This is a genomic window from Hansschlegelia beijingensis (assembly GCF_045505405.1).
GTDB lineage: Bacteria > Pseudomonadota > Alphaproteobacteria > Rhizobiales > Methylopilaceae > Methylopila > Methylopila beijingensis_A.
This window is the reverse complement of record NZ_JBJKEX010000313.1, coordinates 1-3646: the sequence shown is the minus strand read 5'-3', so window position 1 is coordinate 3646 and position 3646 is coordinate 1. Positions and strand designations below refer to the sequence as shown.

General features: G+C 69.4%; 3 protein-coding genes and 1 pseudogene. 2 read left to right on the top strand and 2 right to left on the bottom strand.

Going from position 1 to position 3646, the window contains the following annotated elements; all coding sequences use genetic code 11:
• Both ACIKT0_RS15005 and ACIKT0_RS15000 read left to right on the top strand, forming a co-directional pair.
• Window positions 1-109 (top strand): annotated as a pseudogene (locus tag ACIKT0_RS15005) (hypothetical protein); the annotation flags it as partial.
• Between the two features lie 248 nt (window positions 110-357).
• Entirely contained in the window at window positions 358-1956 is a 1599-nt protein-coding gene (locus tag ACIKT0_RS15000) for a peptide chain release factor 3 (RefSeq protein WP_407106116.1), read from the top strand.
• 15 nt (window positions 1957-1971) lie between these two features.
• Here the strand turns inward: ACIKT0_RS15000 and ACIKT0_RS14995 are convergent, their stop codons facing one another.
• Window positions 1972-2871, bottom strand: coding sequence for a LysR family transcriptional regulator (locus ACIKT0_RS14995; protein WP_407106115.1), 900 nt, complete (start codon window positions 2869-2871; stop codon window positions 1972-1974).
• Between the two features lie 94 nt (window positions 2872-2965).
• The coding region (locus ACIKT0_RS14990; protein ID WP_407106114.1) for an NUDIX hydrolase at window positions 2966-3646 on the bottom strand (681 nt) is incomplete at its 5' end.

Sequence of the window (3646 nt, the reverse complement as noted above, 5' to 3'; positions counted from 1 at the left end):
GCACCGGCGACTGAAGATCATCGACCTCAGCGAGAAGGCCGAGCAGCCGATGGTCGACCCGGCCCTCGGCCTCACCATCGTGTTCAACGGCTGCATCTACAACTACAAGGGCGGCTCACGCGGCCCTCCGCCGAGCCGCCGGCCGCTGGGAGCGAGGCGCCGGCGCCCACCGGGACCGAGGCGTAGCCGGGCGAGAAGCCGCGCGCATTGCGTTAGGCGTCATGATCCGCCATTTGAAGGGCATTCCTCTCCAACGGCGCAGGAACGGGCGAAGGCTGGCCATCCGGTCTCCGCCGAAGGCGCGGCGCGGGAGGCTGCAGCATCCGGGCGCCGCCCGCTCACGCCGATCAGAGCCGAATGACCGATCTCGCCGTTTCGACCGCCGCCACGCCGCTCGCCCGCCAGGTCGAGCGTCGCCGCACCTTCGCGATCATTTCCCATCCTGACGCCGGCAAGACGACGCTGACGGAGAAGCTGCTGGTGTTCGGCGGCGCCATCCAGCTCGCCGGGCAGGTCCGCGCCAAGGGCGAGCGCCGTCGCACGCGGTCGGACTGGATGAACATCGAGCGCGAGCGCGGCATCTCGGTTGTGACCTCGGTCATGACCTTCGAGTACCGCGACTGCGTGTTCAACCTGCTCGACACGCCGGGCCACGAGGACTTCTCGGAAGACACCTACCGGACGCTGACGGCCGTGGACTCCGCCGTGATGGTGATCGACGCCGCCAAGGGCATCGAGGAGCGCACCCGCAAGCTGTTCGAGGTGTGCCGGCTGCGCGACATTCCGATCGTGACCTTCGTCAACAAGATGGACCGCGAGAGCCGCGATCCGTTCGAGATCCTGGACGAGATCGAGAGCACGCTCGCCCTCGACGTCGCGCCGCTGACCTGGCCGATCGGCCGCGGCCGCGATTTCGCCGGCACCTATGAGCTTCAGACCGGGCGCATCCGGCTGGTCGACAGCGGCGATTCCATCTCCGGCACCGGCATGGAGGCGCTCAAGGGCCTCGTCTCGGCCGATCGGCTCGCGGAGGTCACCGAGGAGCTCGAGCTCGCGGCCGGCGCGCTCAAGCCGTTCGATCTCGCCTCGTTCCGCGAAGGCCACCAGACCCCGGTGTTCTTCGGCTCCGCGCTCAGAAACTTCGGCGTTCGCGACCTGCTCGACGGCCTCGCAGACCTCGCGCCCGCGCCGCAGGGGCTGGAGAGCGACAAGCGGCCGGTGAGGCCAGCCGAGGACCGGATGACGGCCTTCGTCTTCAAGGTCCAGGCGAACATGGACCCCAACCACAGGGATCGTATCGCGTTCGTAAGGCTTTGCTCGGGCAAGCTCAGGCGCGGCATGAAGGTGCTTCAGACCCGCACGGCCAAAACGATCGGGCTCCACGCGCCGCAATTCTTCTTCGCGCAGGACCGCGCGCTCGCCGAGGAAGCCTATGCGGGCGACGTGGTGGGCATCCCGAACCACGGGCTGCTGCGCATCGGCGACACGCTGACCGAGGGCGAGGACATCTCCTTCCTCGGCGTGCCGAGCTTCGCGCCCGAAATCCTGCGCCGGGTGCGGCTCGAGGACGCGATGAAGGCGAAGAAGCTCAAGCAGGCGCTGCAGGAGCTCGCGGAAGAAGGCGTGGTGCAGGTGTTCCGTCCGCTTGACGGCTCCCCGGCGCTGGTCGGCGTCGTCGGACCGCTTCAGCTCGACGTGCTCACCGGGCGGCTCGCCGCCGAGTACGGGCTTGAGGTCGGTTTCGAGCAGAGCCAGTACGCGCTCGCGCGATGGATCTCGGGGCCCGAGAAGGACCTTCAGGAGTTCCTCAACGCCAACCGCGGCAACGTCGCCGAGGATCTCGACGGCGACCCGGTCCTGCTGGCCGGCAGCGCCTTCCAGATGACCCGCGCCAAGGAGCGCTGGGAGAAGGTGGCGTTCCTGGACGTCAAGGACGTGCGCAAGGTGGCGGCCTAAGCCCGCCCGCCACGGTCAGGCGGAGACGGTCTCGCGCTCCTTGACGCCCTCGAAGCATGGACGGCGCTTGGCCAACTCGACCGCGACATAATCCATGAAGGCGCGCACCCGCGCGCTCGACCGCAGATCCGGATGCGTCAGGATCCAGAGTCCGGGCGGCTGCTGGCCGGGCGGATCATAGAGCCGGACCAGATTCGGGAAGCGGTTCCCGATGAAGCAGGGCAGTGGTCCCACGCCGACGCCCGCGCCTATCGCCTCCGCCATGCCGAGCACCGTCGACAGGCGGTAGACGACCCTGTGCTCGCCCACGACGTCCCGCAGCCAGCGCTGCAGCGGCGCGAGGATGTCCCCAGGCCCGATCCAGGGCAGATCGTCGAGCTCCTCAATGGTCGAGACCGGCTTCAGCGGGGCAGGACCGTAGACGGCCCAGAAGATCCCGGCGAGCCGGCGCCCGACCAGCGTCTCCGGCGGCGAGGACGTCACCCGCAGCGCGATGTCGGCGTCGCGCTTCGACAGGTTGAGCACTGCGTTGCCGACCACGATGTCGAGCGTGATCTCCGGATAGGCCTTGCGGAAACCGGCGAGCACGTCGGTCAGGGCGTGGATCAGCAGCGTGTCGTTGGTGGTGACCCGGAGTTCGCCCGTGGGGGCGAGATCCTGGCCGGACACCCGCCGTTCGAAGGCGATGATGTCGTCGGCCATCCGGTCGGCGATGCCGGCCATCTCCTCGCCGGCAGGCGTCAGCCCGTAGCCGGCGCGACCGCGCTCGAACAGGCGCGCGCCGAGCCGATCCTCGAGCGCGCCCAGCCGCCGAAACACCGTCGAGGCGTTGACGCCGAGGAACTCCGCGGCGCCGGCGAGGGAGCGCCGCTCCGAGATCGCCTTCACGAGGCGAAAATCATCCCAGGCAAGCATGAATGGGGTGGTCCCGAAGATTGCGCGATTGCGCCCGCGCAAGGGATTTAGCCGAATACGAGACAAAAGTCATGGGCGCGACGGTGCGCGGCTCTCAGGCCCGGCCAAATCGCAGCCCCGGCGCCGGCCGCTCCTCCACCACCTCGCGGCGGAAGCGATAGAGCTTCGCAGGCCGGCCGCCGGTCGCGGTCTCGGCGCCGCCGGTCGGCTCCACCAGCGCCGCGCTTTCCACGAGCCGGCGAAAGTTCTGCTTGTGCAGCTTTCTGCCGGCTATCGCCTCGACGGTCTGCTGCAGCGCCGTCAGGGTGAAGCGCGGCGGCATGAGCTCGAACACCACCGGCCGGTATTTCAGCTTGCCCCGCAGGCGGCCCATCGCGGTCGCGAGGATACGGCGATGGTCGGCCTGCATTGGCTCGCCGAGCCGGGGCAGTTCGCCGCGCGCGAGCGCCGCCGGCCGGCCGTCCCGCTTGGCCTCCTCCACCAGCCCGGCTTCGTAGAGAAGCTCGTAGCGATCGAGCACCTTCTCCTCGTCCCAGGGCGAACCGTCGAAGCCGAAGCAGAGTCGCGCCCTGACGAGGCGGGGGAGGTCGCGGCCGGTCCCGGCTTCGGGCGCTTCCGCCGTCCAGCGGCTGAGCGCCGGCAGGATCGCGGCGTCGAGCATACCGGAGGGCGGCCTCCCTGAAGGCCTCGACGGTGTCGTCGACGAATGTCTGGGCGGCGCCGAGAAGGCGCCTGTGCTTGCCGCCCATCGTGCGCCACACGAGCGCGCGGTCGT

What these genes read in the sequence shown, in the direction of transcription:
- ACIKT0_RS15000 (WP_407106116.1), top strand. Translation starts at nt 358, where the DNA reads ATGACCGATCTCGCCGTTTCGACCGCCGCCACGCCGCTCGCCCGCCAG.
- ACIKT0_RS14995 (WP_407106115.1), bottom strand. Translation starts at nt 2,871, where the DNA reads ATGCTTGCCTGGGATGATTTTCGCCTCGTGAAGGCGATCTCGGAGCGG.